A 20199-nucleotide genomic window follows, 5' to 3' on the forward strand; every position below is an offset into this window, starting at 1 on the left:
CGGACAATCTGTCGGTTTACGACGGCTGGGTCGTGGCCCGGTTCTGCTGATCGCGTTCGGCGACCCAATGCTCGATCAGTTCACGCAGTTGCGACAGCTCAACCGGTTTGGACATATGTCCGTCCATGCCGGCCTGGCGGGCACGTTCCTTGTGTTCGGCGAGAATGTGCGCGGTGAGGGCGACGATCGGTGTGCGGATGCGCTGATTGCTGACTTCCCAGGCGCGCAGTTGCTGCGTCGCGGAGAAGCCATCGAGGATCGGCATTTCGCAGTCCATCAGCACCAGGTCGTAACGCTGGGCCTTCATCGCTTGCAGCGCTTCTTCGCCATTGCTCGCGGTGTCCGGTTGCAGGTTGAGCTTGCCGAGCATGCCGCGAATCACTTTGGTCGAAATGGTGTTGTCTTCGGCGACGAGGATGCGGAAGTCGCTCGGCACTTTCGCCGCAGTGGCCGCCGTAACCACTTGCGGCTGGAACACCACCTGGCCCTTGTTGCGTTGATTGAGCTCGTCCGCCAGCGTGGTCTTGAGCGTATAACCGGCCACTGGTTTGGCCAGAATCCGTTTGATCCCGGAATTGCGCGCAATGATCTTGCTCGGCGCGTTGCTGATGCCGGTGAGCATGATCAGCAGAATGTCGTGGTTCAGGCTCGGGTCTTCCTTGATCTTCGCCGCCAGTTGCATGCCGGTCATGCCGGGCATGTTCTGGTCGAGCAGGACCACGTCGAAGTAGTCGCGCAGGTGCGCCTTGGTGCGCAGCAGCGCCAGCGCTTCCTTGCCCGACGGCACGGCGCTGACATTCAGGCCCCAGGCGCTGCATTGCTGTACCAGCACTTTGCGGCAGGTGTCGTTATCGTCGACCACCAGCACCCGCGCGCCTTGCAGCGGGCTGTCCAGATCGGATGTCGGATGTTCGAGGCGATCCGGGTCCAGTGGCAAGGTCAGCCACAAAGTGCTGCCCTGAGTGGCGCCGCTCTTGATGCCGAACTCGCCTTGCATCAGACGAATCAGTTGGCGCGCAATCACCAGGCCAAGATTGCCGCCCAGGCGATTGGCCGAGAGGAAGTGCTTGCTGTGCAATTCGGCGTGCAGCAGCGCCTCGCGCTCTTCCGGCTCCATCGGCACGCCGCTGTCCTGCACGGCGATGCGCAGGCGCGGTTTGCTGCTGCGCTCGTCCAGTGCAACGACGATCAGCACCTCGCCTTCTTCGGTTTTCTTCAGGGCGTTTTCCAGCAGGCTCAGCAATGTCTGGCGCAGGCGCGTCGGATCGCCGCTGATCACCCGTGGCACTTGCGGCTGGATGAAACTGATCAGCTCGACGTTCTGTTGCTCGGCCTTGGCCCGGTAGATGCTCAGGCAATCATCGATCAAGGCGTTGAGGTCGAACTGCACGTCATCGAGTTCGATCTGCCCGGATTCGAGCTTGGAGATGTCGAGGATCTCGTTGATCAGCGTCAGCAGTTCGTTGCCGGCGCTGTGGATGGTTTGCACGTAATCGCGTTGCTTGACCGACAGCGGCGTGCCCAGCAGCAGCTCGGTCATGCCCAGTACACCGTTCATCGGCGTGCGGATTTCGTGGCTGATCTTGGCGAGGAATTCGGCTTTGGCGTTGATTTCGGCGTTGCTTGCCGCCAGGTCGCGGCTGATGCTGAAGCGGCTTTCGGTGATGCTGCGCTGTCGCTCGCCCAAGGCGATGCTCATCAGCAGGCCGCTGATGCAGATGAACACCATCAGCGTCATGATCAGGCCTTGCGGCGTGACCAGCGTCAGCCCCAGCAGCGCCGGGAGGATGACCAGCGTGCCGATGTTGAACACGACCATGGCGGCGACGAACAGACGCGCCGGGCGATAGCCTTTTTGCCAGTGATAGAAGCCCACCAGCAACATGCTCAGGCCGGCCAGTGCCACCAGTGCGTAGGTGATGATGTTCAGCGGCAAGGTGTTGACGAACAGCAGCAACAGGCTGCACGTGACGATCAACAGAATGTCGCCCCACAGCAGTTTGTTCAGCGCGTGCTGGCCCAGTGGCGCAAAGAAGCGCAGGGCGAACATCAACCCGGCTGGGGCGGTCAGCAGCAATGCCAGATAAGCGCCCGGCGTCTGAATGGCTTGCCAGTTCGGCAGCCACGGACCGGCGAGGTTGAGCAACAGGAACAGACTCAGCCCCAGCAGGCCCTCACAGATCGCCAGCCACAGACTGCTGCGCGAGCGCGAGTAGGCGTAGCGCACCAGGTTGTGCAGCAGGAGCATGGCGAGGCAGCCGAACAGCAGGCCGAAAATCAGCGTCTGCTTCTGATCGGCGGCGCCTTCGATTGCCGCTTGCAGGGTGATGTGCGGGCGCAGCTGATGGCCGGAGACCATGCGCACGTAGACGTCCAGCGGCTTGTCGGCCTGGGGCAGCGGCAGCATGAAATCGCTGCTCGGCAACGGATGTTCGGCCTGGGGCCGTTCGTTGCCGGTATTGCGTTGCTCGATCAGCCGGTCGCCGTCGAGTACGTAGAGATTGAGTTGTGACAGGTCGGGGGCAAAGATGCGTAGCACTTGTTCGTGCTTGCCCGGCGCCAGTTTGAAGCGCAGCCACAGGGCGCCCTCGGGTTCGGCCGCGGTCAGACGGTCAAGCTCGGTGGGGCTGAATTGATTGGTGTAGCGAGCGGAACGGATGTCGCTCAGTTGCAGGATGCCCTGATCGTCAAGCAATACCGACCAGCCACTGCCTTGCGCGGCCTGGGCCGGGAGCATGCAGAGCAAGGTCATCAGCGTGACGGTGAAGCTTATGGCAATCCTGAGCCAGCGCACGGCGAAATCCCTTCGTAGGTTGATGCCAGAATATAACGATGCGCGACGACCGAACAGCCCGGCGAGGAATGGCATCCCGCGCCGGGAATGATGGATCGCTTACTCCTGGGCTTCGCCGCGTTCACGGGCAATGGCGCGGTAGCCAATGTCCTTGCGGTAGAAGCAGCCTTTCCAGTCGATGGCAGCGGCCAGTTTGTAGGCCTGCTGCTGAGCTTCACCGACGGTCGCGCCCATGGCCGTGGCACACAGTACACGACCACCGGCGGTAACGACCTGACCGTCTTTCAGCGCGGTGCCGGCGTGGAAGACTTTGCCTTCCAGACCTGCCGCCGCGTCCAGACCGTTGATCGCTGCGCCTTTGGCGTAGTCGCCCGGGTAGCCGCCAGCGGCCAGCACGATGCCAACGCTCGGACGCGGATCCCACTGTGCTTCGATCTTGTCCAGCGCTTGCGCCAATGCGGCTTCAACCAGCAGCACCAGGCTCGATTGCAGACGCAGCATCACCGGTTGGGTTTCCGGATCGCCGAAGCGGCAGTTGAACTCGATGACCTTCGGATTGCCGGCCTTGTCGATCATCAGCCCGGCATAGAGGAAGCCAGTGTAGACGTTGCCTTCGTCGGCCATGCCGCGCACGGTCGGCCAGATCACCTGATCCATCACGCGTTGATGCACCTCGGCGGTGACCACCGGGGCAGGGGAGTAGGCACCCATGCCACCGGTGTTCGGGCCGCTGTCGCCGTCGCCGACGCGTTTGTGGTCCTGGCTGGTGGCCATCGGCAGCACGTTCTTGCCGTCGACCATGACGATGAACGAAGCTTCTTCGCCGTCGAGGAATTCTTCGATCACTACGCGCGAACCGGCGTCGCCAAACGAGTTGCCGGCGAGCATGTCACGCACGGCGTCTTCGGCTTCGGCCAGGGTCATGGCGACGATCACGCCTTTGCCGGCAGCCAGGCCATCGGCCTTGATCACGATCGGCGCGCCTTTTTCACGCAGATAAGCCAGGGCCGGCTCGATCTCGGTGAAGTTCTGGTAATCGGCGGTCGGGATCTTGTGGCGCGCGAGGAAGTCCTTGGTGAAGGCTTTCGAACCTTCCAGTTGCGCAGCACCGGCAGTCGGACCGAAGCAGTCCAGGCCACGGGAGCGGAACAGATCGACGACGCCAGCCACCAGCGGCACTTCCGGGCCGACGATGGTCAGGGAAACATTCTTTTCCGCGAAATCGGCCAGTTGCTCCAGGGCCAGCACGTCGATGGCGACGTTTTCGCACTTGGCTTCAATGGCGGTGCCAGCGTTGCCCGGTGCAACGAAAACCTTCTGCACACGCGGATCCTGAGCCACTTTCCAGGCCAGAGCGTGTTCACGGCCACCGCTGCCAATGATCAAAACATTCAAAGAGAGACTCCTTCGGAGAAAGCTGCAAGCTACAAGCTGCAAGTAAGAGCGACTGCGTGGCGCTCAATTACAGCTTACGGCTTTGAATTAATAAGGCTGCACCTGCAAGAAGGAGCGACACCTGTCTGCTCTTTCTTGCAGCTTGCAGCTTGAAACTTGCGGCTGCTTCAATGACGGAAGTGGCGCATGCCGGTGAAGACCATTGCGATACCGGCTTCGTCGGCAGCAGCAATCACTTCAGCATCACGCATCGAACCGCCGGGCTGGATCACCGCAGTGATACCGACCTTGGCCGCGTTGTCGAGGCCGTCGCGGAACGGGAAGAACGCGTCGGACGCCATGACCGAACCGGCCACCTGCAAACCGGCGTGCTCAGCCTTGATCGCGGCGATGCGGGCCGAGTTGACGCGGCTCATCTGGCCGGCGCCGACACCGATGGTCTGGCGGTTCTTGGCGTAGACGATAGCGTTGGATTTGACGTACTTGGCGACTTTCCAGGCGAAGATCAGGTCGTGGATTTCCTGTTCGGTCGGTGCGCGTTTGGTCACCACTTTCAGGTCGTCGGCGCTGATCATGCCGATATCGCGGCTCTGCACCAGCAGGCCACCGTTGACGCGTTTGTAATCCCAGGCAGCGGCGCGGTCAGCCGACCACTCGCCGCAGGCCAGCAGGCGTACGTTGGCTTTCGCGGCAACAATGGCACGGGCTTCTTCGCTGACCGATGGGGCGATGATCACTTCAACGAACTGGCGCTCGACGATCGCCTTGGCGGTCTCGGCATCCAGTTCACGGTTGAAGGCGATGATGCCGCCGAACGCCGACTCGGTGTCGGTGGCGTAGGCCAGTTCGTAAGCCTGACGAATGCCGCCTTCGGCGTCCGGGCTAACGGCAACGCCGCACGGGTTGGCGTGCTTGACGATCACGCAGGCTGGCTTGACGAAGCTCTTCACGCATTCCAGCGCAGCGTCGGTGTCGGCGACGTTGTTGTACGACAGTTCCTTGCCTTGCAACTGGGTGGCGGTGGCGATGCCGACTTCGGCCGGCTTGGCTTCCACGTAGAACGCCGCGCTCTGGTGCGGGTTTTCGCCGTAGCGCATTTCCTGGGCCTTGATGAACTGGCTGTTGAAGGTGCGCGGGAATTCGCTGCGACCTTCAGTGCTCAAGGTTTCAGCGGCCTGGTTCACGGTGCCCATGTAGTTGGCGATCATGCCGTCGTAGGCCGCGGTGTGTTCGAAGGCCTTGAGCATCAGGTCGAAACGCTGAGCGTAGGTCAGGCCGCCGGCCTTGAGGCTTTCCAGGACGTTGGCGTAATCGCTGGCATTTACCACGATGGCCACGTCTTTATGGTTTTTCGCTGCCGAACGGACCATGGTCGGCCCGCCGATGTCGATGTTCTCGATGGCGGTCGGCAGGTCGCAGCCTGGCTTGTTGATGGTCGCTTCGAACGGGTACAGGTTGACCGCTACCAGATCGATCGGCTTGATGCCGTGCTCGTTCATGATCGCGTCGTCAGTACCGCGACGACCGAGGATGCCGCCGTGGATTTTCGGGTGCAGGGTTTTCACCCGACCGTCCATCATCTCGGCGAAACCGGTGTAATCCGCGACTTCCACTGCGGCAACGCCGTTGTCACGCAGCAGCTTGAACGTTCCGCCGGTGGAGAGGATCTCGACGCCCAGCGCTTCAAGCTCCTTGGCGAATTCGAGGATCCCGGTCTTGTCGGAAACGCTGATCAAGGCGCGGCGGATCGGCAGGCGGGTAGTCTGGTCGGTCATCTCAATTTCCATCAAAAGCAAAGGAAGTCAGCAAAAAAGGCGACCGTTTTTTACGCGGGCGCCTTTCTGGTTTGATTGAATGCTTACAGCAGATCGTACTGCTTGAGTTTCTTGCGCAGCGTGCCGCGGTTCAGTCCCAGCAGCTCACTGGCCTTGGTCTGGTTGCCCTTGACGTAGTTCATCACGCTTTCGAGCAGGGGCGCCTCGACTTCGGACAGCACCAGGTTGTACACATCCGTGACGGACGCGCCCTCAAGGTGGGCGAAATAATTGTGCAGCGCCTTCTCGACACTCCCGCGAAGGGTCTGGCCTTCTTCGCTCGGCGTGTTGAGGTGCTGTTTCAAATTCACGTTGTCGCTCACGGGTGTTGTTCCACTCACTAAAGTCTCGGTCATCATCGTCATGCGGCCACCCCTTCTTCGTCCCCTGTCAGGCTCTTGTAACGCTCGGCGAAGAACTCCCGAACGTCGGCGCATTGTGTTTCCGTACCATCCAAACGATTGAAACGGGCGCGAAACTCCCTGGCGCCCGGCAAGGTTGCGAGATACCAGCCCACATGCTTGCGGGCAATGCGCACGCCCATCACGTCGCCATAGAAGGCGTGAAGGGCAGCCAGATGCTCCAGCAGGATGCGTTCCACTTCGCTCAGTTCCGGCGCGGGCAATTTCTCGCCGGTGCGCAGGAAATGTTCGATCTCGCGAAAAATCCATGGCCGCCCTTGAGCGGCTCGGCCTATCAGCAGGCCATCGGCACCGGTCGCGTCAAGCACGTAACGGGCCTTTTCCGGCGAATCGATATCGCCATTGGCAAACACCGGGATCGACACGGCCTGCTTGATCGCGGCAATCGTGTCGTACTCGGCTTCCCCTGTGTACAGATCGGCGCGCGTACGGCCATGTACGGCCAGCGCTGTGATCCCGGCCTGTTCGGCGATCTTCGCCACGTTCAGGCCGTTCTTGTTGTCGCGATCCCAGCCGGTGCGGATCTTCAGGGTGACCGGTACATCAACCGCGGCCACTACGGCCTGCAGGATCTCGGTCACCAGTGCTTCGTCTTTCAGCAACGCGGAGCCGGCGGCCTTGTTGCAGACCTTCTTGGCCGGGCAACCCATGTTGATATCGATAATCTGCGCGCCCAGCTCGACGTTGGCCCGTGCCGCATCGGCCAGCATCTGCGCGTCGCCACCGGCGATCTGCACCGAGCGCGGCTCAGGATCGCCTTCGTGGATCATGCGCATGCGCGACTTGCGGGTATTCCACAGGCTCATGTCGCTGGTGACCATTTCCGAGACTACAAGTCCTGCGCCCAGACGCTTGCACAGCTGACGAAAGGGCTGGTCGGTGACGCCCGCCATCGGGGCGAGGATCAAACCGTTCTGCAATGTATATGGGCCGATGCGTACCGCCGACATAGGACTTCCCTGAAGTGGGGCCGGATCATGAGAGTTCGAAAAAGGGTGGGCATGATACCCGCTCTCGATGACTGGTTAAAGGCTGAATTGAACAAAATCTGAACAGTTATTCTGTTATCGCCAACGGTTTGGTTGGCTGCGATCCAGTCAGAAAAATGCCGTCAATCGGGAAACGCTGAAGCGGTTCATTCCGGTGAATGGAAGTTCAGGCTGTAATTCACCGCTTTCGGCCCCGGATCGAGAATATCCAGGGCGATGTGGATCGGCGTCTGCGGCGGCATTTCCGCGAGGCCTTCGAGATCGCCGCTCAGATACTCGCCAGGTTTGAAGCGACGACTGGCGATCAGGTGACCGTTGAGGTCGGCAAAACGCAGCTCGAGCAAGGGAAACGGCTGGGAAAAGGTCGCGCGGTTGTAAATGATCGCGTCGACCACCAGCGCGCCGCTGAACTCGGGATGGCTGCGCACCACCAGGTTGCTGCTCTTGATTTTGCCGATGTCGACTTTGGACGGCACGGTGCAGCCGATCTGCGGGCAGATCTGCTGAAACCATGGGCGGTATTGATCCTGCCGCGCCAGCTCCTCGAAGTGATAGGCAACGTATTGAGCGGCAAGACCGCCGGCCGCCAACACCACCAGCAGCAGCCAGAGCAGGCGCCGGCCCCAGGGTGAACGGCGTTGCTGCCAGTCCAGTTGCAGCGGGTCGTCGGTCAGATCCTGCAAGACCTCGGCGCGCACGCCGGGCTCGGCCCTTTCGCGTTTTTTGCGCGGCGAGGTGATCAATGGCAGATCGTCGTCATCGCTGTCGTCGCTGGCCGAAAATCGCTCACGGCGGGCGTTGGGATCGATCGGATCGTGCAGGCGCAGTTGCGGGATCGGCGGCTCGTCATCCAGGTCCACCGGTTCCAGTGACAACGATGGCTCGGTGCGCTCGGATTCGAGGGCTTCGACGCCTTCGATATACGGCTCGATATCTGGCCCGACATCCGGCGCGGCGCGGCGCTCATCGGCAGGCTCGCTGAACAGGCCATCGGGCCAGGCGCCTTCTTCCGGTTCCGCGCTGTCGCGCCGCGCACTCAAGGATTCTTCGCGGGCCCGGCCGAATTCGGCGACCGGCTGGATTTCGCGCTGTTCGAGGCGGGCGAGTTCTTCGTCCAGATCGAGGCCGTCCAGATCCAGCTCCGACGCGCTCCATTGCTTTTGGCTGATGGCGCGCGGTGCGGGGATCTGTTCGACGACCGCAGAATCGCTGACAGGTGCGGGCGCTTCAGGCAGCGCTGGTGCGGTCGGCGTCACCGTGTCCTTACCAGAATGTTGCTCGAGCAGCTGCTTGGCGGCATTGAACACTTGCAGGCAGGAGCCGCAACGAACCACCCCGCGGGCCACGCTCAACTGAGCATGGTTGACGCGGAAACTGGTCTGGCAATGCGGGCACTGGGTGACGAAACTGTCGGTCATGCGGCGATCCGGTTCAGGCAAGCGGTCATTTTAGCGCCGACGCCCGGTGATGCGCACCCAGCCGTCGCGATTGGCGATCGGGTCGAGCTCGAAGTCCTGCGCATAAGCGGCGGCGACTTCTTCACCCTGCTCGGCGAGGATGCCCGACAACGCCAGGCGCCCACCGCTCTTGACCAGGCTGGACAATTGCGGCGCCAGGGTCACCAGCGGGCCTGCGAGAATATTGGCCACCAGCACGTCAGCCTGAACCTGCGGCAGATCCTCGGGCAGATACAGTGGGAACAACTCGTCGGCAATGTTGTTGCGCCCGGCATTGTCGCGCGAGGCCTCCAGTGCCTGCACATCGATGTCGGTGCCCACGGCTTCCTTGGCGCCGAGCAGCAGGGCGGCGATCGCCAGAATCCCCGAGCCACAGCCGAAGTCGAGCACGTGGCAGTCTTTCAGGTCCTGACCGTCGAGCCATTCCAGGCACAGCGCGGTGGTCGGGTGGGTGCCGGTGCCGAACGCCAGGCCCGGGTCCAGCAGCAGGTTGACCGCATCAGGCTCAGGGGCGGCGTGCCAGCTCGGCACGATCCACAGGCGCTGGCCGAACCGCATCGGCTCGAAACCGTCCATCCAGCTGCGTTCCCAGTCCTGGTCCTCGATGACTTCGCTGTGGTGCTCGGGCAGCGGGCTGCCGGTGAGCAATTCCAGATGGGCGAGGACCGGCTCCGGTTGCGTGCCGCCCTCGAACAAGGCCAGCAAATGGGTGTGCGACCACAGCGGTGTGGTGTTGAGTTCCGGTTCGAAGATCGGCTGGTCTTCGGCGTCCATGAAAGTCACCGACACGGCGCCGACTTCGAGAAATGCATCCTCGTAGGTTTCGGCTTGTTCCGGAGTGATGGCGAGACGGACTTGCAGCCAAGGCATGGCGGGCACCTTTGAAAATCTGTGGGGCAGCCCGAAGCTGCAAAAGCGCGCAGTTTACGCCAGGTCGCCGGCAAAGTGGACACGCCAGTCGGCTGTAACACATCCGCAGGTGCCATATACATATGTACGGCCTGGGCACGCTGGCCGGGAAATAGAGTGGGGGCTCATTTCCATGCAATAAAAGGCTGGACGATATGGCGGATCAACAAGGGATTGTAGAAGAAAAACTACCTGTAGCTGCGGCGCCTACGGGGTCGGTGCAGGAAATCCTGCTACGCATCACGCGCTGGCAGGTGATGATCGACAAGCGCTTGAGCAGCCAGATGACGCTGCTCGAGGCGCTGGAGCATTACGCGTTGACTGAATTGCGCATTGATTATCCCGAAGGTCATTTCGATCCGGGGTTCGTGGTTGCCCTGCTCGATGCCATTCTGCAAAAGCTTCTCGACGGCAAGCCAGTCACGTTCCTGGCAGTCCAGGACGCTCCATTTCGCTGGCCGGGAGCCGCTGACCTCGGGTTGCCAGCCAGCCGCCGGGAGCACGTCGCCCGGACGGTGGATTCCGTTTCGCTGCACTTCCTCGACCAGTACAAGAAATACCTGCGCGAACACTGGGCGACAAAAGGGCAGGAGGCGTTGTTCGATCGTTTGATGAAGCGCAAGCTGCGGCGCTATATCAAGGACATCGAGTCGCTGTTGCGTCGTGACCGGCTCGTGGGCGTGACATTGAATCAGTTGCGCCGAAAGATCGATAGAGTCCAGGCCCGAGGCACCCGTCGGTACCGGTTGACTGCATTGGCAACCGGTGCAGAGAAAAAGATTCTCGAGGCGCACTCCTTCGCGCAACTGCCGCAGTGGATGAAGGTGTTGAAGGACCCGGATCGCGCCTTGTTGCGCCATTATCAGGAGCAGACGTCACTGTCCCGGACAGCGCTCGATGAGCTGCTGCAGGGCTACGGCTCCTTGCGCGCCTTTGCCCGGCAGCAGGCCATCGAATACATTCAGCGCAAGCTCGACATGACGGTTGAACCGGATCGGATCGACGTGCGACTCAGATGGCGCTCGGCAGTCGGCGAGCCGACGCGCAATCGCAGCCTGACCGACTTGCTGGCATCCGGGCCGATCGGTCAGGACTTCGCAGCGGTCCTGTATATCGCCAGTACTGCGCCTTTGCGCAACCAGTCACTCAAGCCGACATTCATTGCCGACATGCTGGCGGAACAGGACTATCCGGCAGATTACCTGCGAGTCCTCGCCGAGCAGTACAAGCGCACAGAAGTGCAAAAGGCGCTGATCGACTGGTTCACCGCTCGGCTCCGGCAGAGCGCATACGTCGCGCGTTGTGCAGCTCATCTGTCGGAGTCCGATCATGAACTTCTGGAGCAGACGTGGTCCGGGCAAGCTGCAAGCAAGCCCCTGCAAGTGGCCGCACTGACGCTGCCCAACGGCATGCAATGCACCGATCTTCTGGTGTTCTACCATGCAGAGACTGCGCAAGCGGTAAGTAACCTGGTGCTGTACGCGCCCAACAAGCCGAACGGTCAGGAGTGGGTGCGGTTAACGTCTGTTGCGGCGTTGACCGGCGAGGTGTGGAGCTGGACGCAGAGCGAAGCCGGCCGCGAGTACCTGTTGCAGCAGCTTTCGCCGACGGCACATCGTACGGCGCGTGACTATCTTTTGGCCGTGGCGGACAACCCGGCCCTCTGGGGCATGACCAGTGACATTCGACGTGCACCCCTGTCATTCGTGGAATGCGTCGAAGCAGCTGTAAAAATGGGCCTGGCAAAAAACCTGCAGCAGGTCGAGGTGGACAACTCGCTGCGTTGGTACACAACGCTCGGTCTGGATGCGCGCCGGCGCATCAGCAGCCTGAATCAGGAATTGATTGTTCATCAGCAGGTTTTCAACGAGCTGCTGGGCGGCTTTGAAGTGTTTGTCGATTTCGCCAGGCGCACGGTTGCCGCAGCGATCGCGCCCTACATGCGCAGCAAGAACGTGCTGGAACCGGTCGACCCGGCCACTGTGTTGATCGATTACAACCCCGGCGTTGCCGATCGCAGGAAGCAGCAAGTGGCCACACTGCTTGACCTGGCGATTCACGGCTACGACGATAACTCCGGCATCGAGCACCCGAAAAAAGGTGTGCGCTCGTCGGTCGGGCAGGATTTGAGCCTGGTGCGCAGCGCCGATCTGGCGTTGTATCTGCGCCGGGCCTGGCTGGGCGAGAAATACGCCGACGAGATCCGCAGCAAATATCTCGACCCTCGTAATGCCGCCTACGTACCGCGTCGCTTCGCCTACCGCAACGTGCTGCTGTCAAAAATGGATCGTGATTTGCGCGTGGCCAGAAGTCAGGCGCGTCTGAGCGACGCGGTGTATTCAGCGCTGGTCCGCCAGGTCACACTGTTGAGTCAATTGCCAGCGCCGGGTACGCATTATCCGGGCGCCCGTATGGTTGAAAGCGACGGCGTGTTCAGGTTCACCGTGCGCAATCACGTCGTGCTCGGGGTTTACGTTCTGACTTCGTTCGACCCTGAGCCGTCCTGGTGGCTGTACACGCCTGATGCGCCCGACGGTATTGTGGTGCGTGCGTATCAGTCACTTTTCGGCGACATCGCGGGAACCTTGCATGACTATCTGATGGCGCGTACGCCGGTTGCTGCACGCAGCATCGTGTCGCGCACCCTGTACGCGATTGCGGCGAAAAAACAACGCGTCGATGTGCTCTACGAAGCGGAGCGCCTGGTTGACGCCCGCAGCGAGTTCAATGCGTACATCGAGCGCGCGGTCACGGATGTGCAAGACATCACCACCAGCCGCGCGCAAATGATCGAGCGCCAGGTGGTCAAGGGGCTGATGTTCGCCGCCGCACCGTTTTGTATGGTGTTTCCTCCCTTTGCCTTGCTGCTCGATGTCGTGTTCATTGCCATCAGCGCTGGTCAGGCTGTCGCTGCGCATCTGGAAGGCGATGTCGATGGCGCTCTCGGACACTGGCTGGAGGCCTCGTGGGGTGCGCTGTTTGCCATGGTCGGTGCCGGCAGTGCGATCAAGTTGCTGGGCGGTGCGGCCAGAAGTCTGAAACACACGATGAGGCCCGTCTCATTGTTGTCAGAGCACCTGAGTACCGTGGCTCCGGTGCACAAGGAAGCGCTGCCGGCGATCCGGGAAGTCCGCTTCCATGCCAGGCAGGCCGTCAGCAAGAGGCCCGAACGCTTGCAAAAGGTGACTGACGACGGTGTGTTTTTCGGCACTTGGCGCAGTCCGCCCAGTGCTGAACAGCCGCAACCGGCCTATTACATCCGTAACAGAGGCAAGTATTTCCTGGTCAGGGAGAATCCGCATTTCGGTGGTCTGAGCCTGGTCGATGCCCGCCGCCCGACAGCTATCTATCAGCAACCGATACGTCTTGCCCCTGGCGGCAGGTGGACACATGACCGGGTCGGGCTCAGAGGCGGCAACGTCCGCAACCTTGGGCGCGTGAACAATTTGCGTGATGCATTTCCGGCCCGTGTCGAACCATTGCTCAACCGCGGTGCGATGCAGGGCGAAGCGGTGGTGGGGCGTGCCGTTCCCGGATCGCGAGACAACTACCTGTTTTCGCTGAATGCGCAGAGTTGCGTCATTGCCTCGCTGTACAACCCGACGACGAGAACAGGGGCGGTGATTCATTTCGATCACAATATCCGCCCCCTGATCCAGCGCAGTGTAAGCAGCGTGTTGGAGCGTCTGGGGTACGCCGGCCAGGATATTCGCGCCACGCTGGTGGGAGGTGACTGGGTGTCGATGGGCGCTGACATCGGCGGCCCGGTCAGGCGTGTCCTGCGCGAACATGGCCTGCAACCGACGTGGGATTACTGGTCGTACTCCTCGTGCCTGGGCAACACTTACGGGGTAGTGTTGAATCTGAACAATGGAGTCTCGAAAGTGTTCAAGCATTCCGCTGGTCAGGTTGGTGACGTGTACAAAGCGCTTATCGACAGAGCGCCATATTCAACCGACCGACTCTCGATACGTGCCCAGAACTTCATGGACCGTGTCCGCAGTGAAGCGTTGCACGAGAATGCCGTCGGCAGCGTGGTCGATAGGGCCGGCAGCCGGGCGACCGCGGCGATGGTAGAGGACCAGGCGTTCTCGATGGTGCTGATGAACTGACGCGTCGTTCAGGCATAAAAAAACCCGATCCTCGGGGATCGGGTTTTTCCACGCCGGATCAGTCTTACGACTGCTTGGCCAGCTTGTGCTCGAGGTAGTGAATGTTCACACCGCCCTTGCAGAAGCCTTCGTCACGAACCAGGTCACGGTGCAGCGGGATGTTGGTCTTGATCCCGTCGACCACGATTTCGTCCAGGGCATTACGCATGCGTGCCATGGCTTCGTCGCGGGTTGCGCCGTAAGTGATCAGCTTGCCGATCAGCGAGTCGTAGTTCGGTGGCACGGCATAACCGCTGTACAGGTGCGAATCGACGCGAACGCCGTTGCCGCCTGGGGCGTGGAAATGCTTGACCGTGCCCGGGCTCGGCATGAAGGTCTTCGGATCCTCAGCGTTGATCCGGCACTCCAGCGAGTGACCGCGGATGACCACGTCATCCTGAGTGAACGACAGCTTGTTGCCGGCGGCGATGCTGAGCATCTCCTTGACGATGTCGATACCGGTGACCATCTCCGAAACCGGGTGCTCCACCTGAACACGGGTGTTCATTTCGATGAAGTAGAAACGGCCGTTCTCGTAGAGGAACTCGAAAGTACCGGCGCCACGGTAGCCGATATCGATGCATGCCTTGACGCAGCGAGCCAATACTTCCTGGCGCGCCTTCTCGTCGATGCCTGGTGCCGGTGCTTCTTCGAGAACCTTCTGGTGCCGACGCTGCAGCGAGCAGTCGCGGTCGCCCAGGTGGATGGCGTGGCCCTGGCCGTCGGACAGTACCTGCACTTCGACGTGGCGCGGGTTGGTGAGGAATTTTTCCAGATAGACCATCGGGTTGCCGAACGCCGCACCTGCTTCGGAGCGGGTCAGTTTCGCCGAGGCGATCAGGTCTTCTTCCTTGTGCACCACGCGCATGCCACGACCACCACCGCCACCGGCGGCCTTGATGATCACCGGGTAGCCGACTTCACGACCGATGCGCAGCGCCGTTTCTTCGTCTTCCGGCAGTGGGCCGTCGGAACCTGGAACGGTCGGTACGCCTGCTTCGATCATCGCGTGCTTGGCCGATACCTTGTCGCCCATCAGGCGGATGGTGTCGGCTTTCGGGCCGATGAAGGCGAAGCCGGAGTTCTCGACCTGCTCGGCAAAATCGGCGTTTTCCGCGAGGAAACCGTAGCCTGGGTGAATGGCGGTAGCGCCGGTCACTTCAGCGGCAGCGATGATGGCCGGGATGTGCAGGTAAGACTGAGCGGCGGACGCCGGGCCGATGCAGACGGATTCGTCTGCCAGACCCAGGTGCATCAGCTCTTTGTCGGCCTTGGAGTAAACGGCGACGGTCTTGATGCCCATCTCTTTGCAGGCACGCAGAATCCGCAGGGCGATCTCACCGCGGTTAGCGATCAGAACTTTTTCCAACTTCGCAGTCATCAAAGGCTCTCCGCGGTTCAAACGATGGTGAACAGCGGTTGGTCGTACTCAACCGGCTGGCCGTCTTCGACGAGGATGGATTCGATCACACCGCTGGTTTCAGCTTCGATGTGGTTCATCATCTTCATGGCTTCGACGATGCACAGGGTGTCGCCTTTCTTCACGGACTGGCCGACTTCAACGAAGGCTGGCGAGGTTGGCGAAGATTTACGGTAGAAAGTGCCGACCATCGGCGAACGGGCAACGGTGCCGTTCAGCGCGGGTGCAGCAGCGGCAGCCGGAGCAGCGGCAGCGACTGGCGCGGCAGCAGGGGCGGCGGCCGGAGCCTGCATCGGGGCTGGCGCGTAATACTGCTGCGCCGGGGTCTTGCTGTGGCGGCTGATGCGTACGGACTCTTCGCCTTCCTTGATCTCGAGCTCGTCGATGCCGGACTCTTCCAGCAATTCGATCAGTTTCTTAACTTTACGGATATCCATGAATCATCAACTCCCAAGGGTCGGTCAGGGGCGTATAGCTTGGTGTTCAAGCTGCTCTAGTGCGGCCTCCAGGGCCAGTCGGTAACCGCTGGCGCCAAGGCCGCAGATCACTCCTACCGCTACATCGGAGAAGTAGGAGTGATGGCGGAAAGGTTCGCGCTTGTGCACGTTGGACAAATGCACTTCGATGAATGGGATGCTCACTCCCAGCAGCGCGTCACGTAATGCGACACTTGTGTGCGTAAAAGCCGCCGGATTGATCAGAATGAAGTCCACGCCTTCACCGCGCGCAGCGTGGATGCGATCGATCAATTCGTACTCGGCGTTGCTTTGCAGATGCAGCAGATGATGGCCGGCTTCGCGGGCGCGCCGCTCCAGATCCTGATTGATCTGCGCCAGGGTCGTCGACCCGTAGGTCCCCGGTTCCCGGGTGCCGAGCAGGTTCAGGTTGGGGCCATGCAGCACCAGTAGCGTCGCCATCTGCGTTGTCCTTGTTATCAATGAGCAGTCGTCAGAACCCGGCGACTATGCCGCAAAGCCTTTGTGACTGTCCAGTTCCATGCAATAGGCGGCACGATGGGCGATGTTTGCGCGAAATTTGTGACCGAGGATCAGGATCCGGTCACTTGTAATGACAGGACCGCCGCCTTCGCGAGCAGGCTCGCTCCCACAGGGGTATGCATTCCATTGTGGGAGCGAGCCTGCTCGCGAAGGTGGTATATCAGACGCGGAAGGCCTGAACGGCCGTATGCAATTGGCCGCCGAGAACCAACAGGTTCTCGCCCTGTTCGCGCCCTTGGCCGATGCGTAGCAGGTTGTCCCCACCCAATTGATGAATGCGCTCGCTGTGATCGCGGATTTCGCTGACCGCGCCACTTTGCTGCGCCGTGACATCGGCGATGCGCACGGCGGTGTCGGCGATGGTCTGGATCGCGCCGACGATCTTGTCCAATGCACCGTCGGCCGCTTGCGCCTGACTGGCCGTGGCTTCGGCGTGTTCAACCTGCGCGCGCATGCCTTCGACCGATTGCCGCGCGGCGGTCTGCAGGCCGGCGATCAGTGTCTGGATTTCTGCCGTGGCCCCGGCGGTACGTTGTGCCAGCGAGCGCACTTCCTCGGCGACTACGGCGAAACCACGGCCCATCTCCCCGGCGCGGGCCGCCTCGATCGCGGCATTCAGGGCGAGCAGATTGGTCTGATCCGCAATCGAACGAATCACCGTCAGCACGCCGCCAATGGTTGCTGATTCTTCCGCCAGATGTTCGATCATCTGCGCGTTGCCTTGAACCTCACCGACCAGCGCATGCAGCCCGGTGAGGCTCTGGCCGATCACCGTCTGGCCATGCTCGACGGCCAGTCCGGCATGACGGCTGGCGTCGGCAGCCTGCCGGGCATCGCCGGCCACTTGCTGAATGGTCGCCTCGAGTTCTCCCAGCGAATCGCGAATCAGCGCAGTGTCACCGGCCTGATGCTCGGCGCCGCTGTGCAGGTCATTGCTCAGTTCGGCGAGGGTGCGGCTGCTGCCTGCGACTTGCTCGGCGTTACCGCGAATCGTGCCGACCAGATCCACCAGATAAGCGCGCAAGCGATTGAGCGACGCTTCTATGTCGTGCAGTTCACGATTGGTCTTGCCCAGTTGGATGTCGCGACTGAAATCGCCCTCGGCCCAGGTCGACAGCGCCGGGGCGAGGTTGGTCAGGGTGCGGGCCAGGCGCCGCTGCAAGGTATCGATGAGCAGGGCGATCAGCAGAATCAGGCCAATCATCACACCTTGCATCAGGCGCACTTCGCCCTGGATCTGCCCGTGTTGCGCGCGTACTACGGGTTCGAGGCCGGCGATGGCGTGTTGCACGCTGGCGATTTTTTCGTGGGTGGCGGCGCTGAGATCGGCGCGTTTCTGGATCTGCTCGCGGGTGCGCGCCAGTTCTGCCGGATAGCGGCCGAGCAAGCTGTTCAGTTCGCGTTTGAGCCCGACCCCGGCATCCTCTGCGGCGGCTTTGTCGGCGTTTTCGATGCCCATCAGCGCGGCGAAATCGTCACTGCTCGATTCGTTGCTGGCGACCACACCGAGCAAGGGCAGGGCATCGATGGCTTCGGCCTGGGCGCGCATGTTGCTCACTTCGCGCTCGACATCGGCCGCCAGTTCACTGCGCCCGCTGCTCACCAGTTTGTCCCGCGCCAGCGACAGTTTGCCCAGATGCTGCGATGCGGCGAGCAGTGGTGCGAGGTAGGCGGCGTTGCCATTGGCGTAGGTGTTGAGCTGGTCGAGGCTGGCGCTGAGTTCGCGTTCGGCCTGCAACAGCAGCGCCTGCGGATCGCCCGCCAGTTTGCCGGCGGCGAGCAGGTCGGTTTTGCTGAATTCATCAAGGCTCGACAGGCTTGGCTGCACGGTGTCGGCCAGCGTCGGGGGCAGCTCACCCAGTTGCTTGTGCACGCTGTCGATGGCCTGAGCGGCGCTGCTCAGGCGCAGCGCGTCACCGCTGGCGAGGTAATCCTCAACGTTGCGCGCCACTTCATTCTGAAATTGTTGCGACAGCCCCAGGTAACGCTCCATCAACAGATAGGGGCGTTCGAGGGCTTTTTGCGACCACCACAGCGTGGCGCCAAGGGCCACGCAGACGGCGACCAACAGCAGAGTGTTGAGATTGGTGAGCAACTTCAGGCGCATGACGGCTACCAACGGCAGAAATGGTAAGCGCCTGAATTTATTGCTGTTCTATTACAGGGTTATGACCGAATCAGTGGATTCCGATGAAAAAGTGGCACTTTGCTTTGACTGCCGCGCGGTCTGCACCCGATTGCGTCCGGCACCCTTGGCGCGGTACAGCGCCTCGTCGGCCTGGCTAGCCATCATCAGGCTGTCGGAGTCATCGCACATTTCCACCACGCCGGCGCTGAACGTGCACCACAGGTCCTGCGGCTGCGCAGGGTAATGAATCTCGGCAAAGCGCTGCCGAATTTCGTCGAGGACTTTGTGCGCGGCGTCGATATCGGTGTCGGGCATGACGATGGCGAATTCTTCGCCGCCGTAACGGCCAATGAAATCGGTCTTGCGCAAACGCTGTTTGAGAAACAGCGCCAGGCTCTTGATCACCCGGTCGCCCATCGGGTGGCCGTGGCTGTCGTTGACCCGTTTGAAGTGATCGATGTCGAGCATGGCAAAGCTCAGCGGCTTGTTCTCGCGGCGCGCACGGAACGAGCAATCTTCGAGCAATTGCAGAATGTGCGTGTGGTTGTACAGGCCGGTAAGACTGTCGCGGACCATCCGCGCTTTCAGATTGCGCGCCCGAGCGGCGCGATTGCGCACGGTGGTGATCAGGTGCCGCGGCTTGATCGGCTTGGTCAAGAAGTCATCGCCGCCCTCGCTCATCGCATCGAGCTGTTTGTCCAGATCGTCCTCGGCCGACAGGTAAATGATCGGCACGCTGACGTAGCGGTCGTTGTGACGAATGACTTTGGCCAGCTCGGTGCCGGTGCAGGCCGGCATATACATGTCGAGGATGATCAGGTCCGGCTGGAAGTCCGCTAGTTCGGCCATCGCCTGAATCGGTTCGATCAAGGTGCGGGTGACAATCCCTGCGCTGTTGAGCAGGCGCTCGGTGTGCAAGGCCTGGGCGCGCGAGTCGTCGATGATCAGCACTTTATAAGGCTCGTACTGGGCGACGCAGGTCAGCACTTCGATTTTTTCCAGCAGGCTCGAGGCTTCGAGCGTGCCGGTGAGGAATTCCTGGCCACCGGCGCGCACGGCGGCGAGGCGGGTCGGGGTGTCGGTTTCGTGCAGGCTGAAGAACAGCAGCGGCAGGGGTTCTTCGAGGCCGACCTGAGCTTCGGCGGCGAGTTTCAGGCCGATGCCGGGGCCACTGAAATCCACGTCCATGACAATCGCCGCGGGCAAGCGCTCGACCATCGACGAGCGAAACGCCGCCACGCTGTCCAGTGCCTGTGCGCTCAGGCCAAAGAATTCGAGCTGCTTGGCCAGGCGTTCGGCGCGGTCGTGATCCTGCAACATTACATAGATCGGCTTGCGCAGCGGCGGCAGGAAGGTCTGATCGAGTTGATCACCATGGCGCAGGCCGGTGCGCGACAGGCGCTGCATCAACCGATTGAGATCGGTAATCAGGCCGCTGCTGAGACGGCCACGGTTGGCATCCACCGCTTGCAGCGACTGGCTGATGTGGTGCGCCAGCTGGGTGTGTTCCGGCTGTTCGAAACGCTCGGCAAAACGCAGCAGACGCAGATTCGCCTCGCTCAGCTCGGCGAGATCGACGGAGGACCACTCACTGCGTTGCAGGCGCTGCCATATCTCAAGAATCTGACGTGCCTGATGAATTACCCGCTGGGCAAAGTGGTGCTTGAGACGCTCACGGCTGGGGTCTTCTGGCTCGGTCATATCCTGACTACTAGTTAGGGT

Annotated in this window: 13 protein-coding genes; 1 reads left to right on the plus strand and 12 read right to left on the minus strand. The window is 61.4% G+C overall.

Going from position 1 to position 20199, the window contains the following annotated elements; translation table 11 throughout:
• Window positions 1-16 precede the first annotated feature (16 nt).
• From PS14A_RS02360 to prmA, 7 genes are all read right to left on the minus strand, one after another.
• The gene (locus PS14A_RS02360; RefSeq protein WP_130910590.1) at window positions 17-2794 is read right to left on the minus strand and encodes a hybrid sensor histidine kinase/response regulator; all 2778 of its coding nucleotides are present in this window, start codon (window positions 2792-2794) and stop codon (window positions 17-19) included.
• Between the two features lie 99 nt (window positions 2795-2893).
• Window positions 2894-4189: a phosphoribosylamine--glycine ligase gene (purD, locus tag PS14A_RS02365; protein ID WP_212615205.1), complete on the minus strand. Its 1296-nt coding sequence runs from the start codon at window positions 4187-4189 to the stop codon at window positions 2894-2896.
• Window positions 4190-4356: 167 nt separating this feature from the next.
• Window positions 4357-5964, minus strand: a complete 1608-nt coding sequence (gene purH / locus PS14A_RS02370) for a bifunctional phosphoribosylaminoimidazolecarboxamide formyltransferase/IMP cyclohydrolase (RefSeq protein WP_212615206.1) — start codon at window positions 5962-5964, stop codon at window positions 4357-4359.
• Between the two features lie 83 nt (window positions 5965-6047).
• Window positions 6048-6368 carry a DNA-binding transcriptional regulator Fis gene (gene fis, locus PS14A_RS02375; RefSeq protein WP_002555375.1) on the minus strand — a complete coding sequence of 107 codons (321 nt, stop codon included), beginning with the start codon at window positions 6366-6368 and terminating at the stop codon, window positions 6048-6050.
• A complete protein-coding gene (dusB, locus tag PS14A_RS02380) occupies window positions 6365-7375 on the minus strand; it encodes a tRNA dihydrouridine synthase DusB (RefSeq protein WP_212615207.1) in 1011 nt (336 codons plus the stop codon). Before dusB ends, fis begins: the two co-directional genes overlap by 4 nt.
• Window positions 7376-7560: 185 nt before the next feature.
• A complete protein-coding gene (locus PS14A_RS02385) occupies window positions 7561-8832 on the minus strand; it encodes a DUF3426 domain-containing protein (protein WP_212615208.1) in 1272 nt (423 codons plus the stop codon).
• A 30-nt stretch (window positions 8833-8862) separates the two neighbouring features.
• Window positions 8863-9741: a 50S ribosomal protein L11 methyltransferase gene (gene prmA / locus PS14A_RS02390; protein ID WP_212615209.1), complete on the minus strand. Its 879-nt coding sequence runs from the start codon at window positions 9739-9741 to the stop codon at window positions 8863-8865.
• A gap of 194 nt (window positions 9742-9935) precedes the next feature.
• Between prmA and PS14A_RS02395 the strand changes: the two genes are divergently transcribed.
• Window positions 9936-13892, plus strand: coding sequence for a DUF6543 domain-containing protein (locus tag PS14A_RS02395; RefSeq protein WP_212615210.1), 3957 nt, complete (start codon window positions 9936-9938; stop codon window positions 13890-13892).
• A 64-nt stretch (window positions 13893-13956) separates the two neighbouring features.
• Here the strand turns inward: PS14A_RS02395 and accC are convergent, their stop codons facing one another.
• The 5 genes from accC to gcbA form a co-directional block, all read right to left on the minus strand.
• Window positions 13957-15312 (minus strand): acetyl-CoA carboxylase biotin carboxylase subunit, encoded by a 1356-nt coding sequence (accC, locus tag PS14A_RS02400; RefSeq protein WP_024011424.1) that lies wholly within the window; start codon window positions 15310-15312, stop codon window positions 13957-13959.
• 17 nt (window positions 15313-15329) lie between these two features.
• Window positions 15330-15788 (minus strand): acetyl-CoA carboxylase biotin carboxyl carrier protein, encoded by a 459-nt coding sequence (gene accB, locus PS14A_RS02405; RefSeq protein ID WP_212615211.1) that lies wholly within the window; start codon window positions 15786-15788, stop codon window positions 15330-15332.
• 24 nt (window positions 15789-15812) lie between these two features.
• Window positions 15813-16268 carry a type II 3-dehydroquinate dehydratase gene (gene aroQ / locus PS14A_RS02410; protein WP_016771861.1) on the minus strand — a complete coding sequence of 152 codons (456 nt, stop codon included), beginning with the start codon at window positions 16266-16268 and terminating at the stop codon, window positions 15813-15815.
• Window positions 16269-16509: 241 nt separating this feature from the next.
• Window positions 16510-18456 carry a methyl-accepting chemotaxis protein gene (locus tag PS14A_RS02415; RefSeq protein WP_212615212.1) on the minus strand — a complete coding sequence of 649 codons (1947 nt, stop codon included), beginning with the start codon at window positions 18454-18456 and terminating at the stop codon, window positions 16510-16512.
• Between the two features lie 51 nt (window positions 18457-18507).
• Entirely contained in the window at window positions 18508-20178 is a 1671-nt protein-coding gene (gcbA, locus tag PS14A_RS02420) for a diguanylate cyclase GcbA (RefSeq protein ID WP_137215888.1), read from the minus strand.
• Between the last annotated feature and the right edge of the window lie 21 nt (window positions 20179-20199).

Source organism: Pseudomonas sp. 14A, assembly GCF_018132745.1.
Lineage (GTDB): Bacteria > Pseudomonadota > Gammaproteobacteria > Pseudomonadales > Pseudomonadaceae > Aquipseudomonas > Aquipseudomonas mercuritolerans.